Raw genomic sequence first — 680 nt, 5'->3', positions numbered from 1 at the left:
TGCCACGGCGGCCCGGGCGGCGCCGGCGTCGGCGGTGCCGGTGATCCGCCACGACCGGGTCATGACCGGTCCGGGGGAACGGGGGCCAGGACGGCCACGGCGGTGTCGTCCCGGACCGGGAGGGCCGGGCTGCTGGCGTCACGGATCGTCACCGCCGCCGTCACCGCCGGGTCGGTCGCCGGACGCCCGGCGTCCGGGTCCGGGCTCCAGCGGCTCGACAGGCCGTCGGTGTGCAGGATCAGCAGGCTGTCCCCGGTCCAGGGGCGCTCGTCCTCCCGCACCCGGCCGGGGCGGTGCACGCCCACGATGCCGGGCCGGGACAGCAGTGCCCGCCACCCGTCGCCCTCGCGCAGCCGGGCCCCCACGTTGCCGATCCCCGCGAACCGCAGCAGTCCGGTGCGGGTGTCCAGCTGGGCCACCGCCACGGCGGCCCCCCGGGTCCCGGTGAGCGCCTCGTGCAGCCGGCCCAGCGCCTCGGCGGGCGGCAGGTGCCCCCACTGCCGCGACGCCTCCACCGCGGCACTGGAGGCGCGTGCGGCCTCGGTGCCGTGTCCGAGGCCGTCGGCGAGCAGCAGGGTGTGGCGGTCCCCGTCCCGGTGCCAGGCCCAGGCGTCGCCGGAGTGCCCGGCTCCGGCGAAGGGCACGTTCACCCCGCCGGCGCGCACCCCGGGCGGCCGCCA

1 protein-coding gene is annotated in these 680 nt (G+C 79.9%); it reads right to left on the bottom strand.

Going from position 1 to position 680, the window contains the following annotated elements; translation table 11 throughout:
- Positions 1-59 precede the first annotated feature (59 nt).
- The coding region (locus G3I53_RS33105) for a SpoIIE family protein phosphatase (RefSeq protein ID WP_164439067.1) at positions 60-680 on the bottom strand (621 nt) is incomplete at its 5' end.

This window comes from Streptomyces sp. SID14436 (genome assembly GCF_010548465.1).
GTDB lineage: Bacteria > Actinomycetota > Actinomycetes > Streptomycetales > Streptomycetaceae > Streptomyces.
Note: the sequence above shows the minus strand (reverse complement) of the source record. Positions and strands in the feature narration are given on the sequence as shown.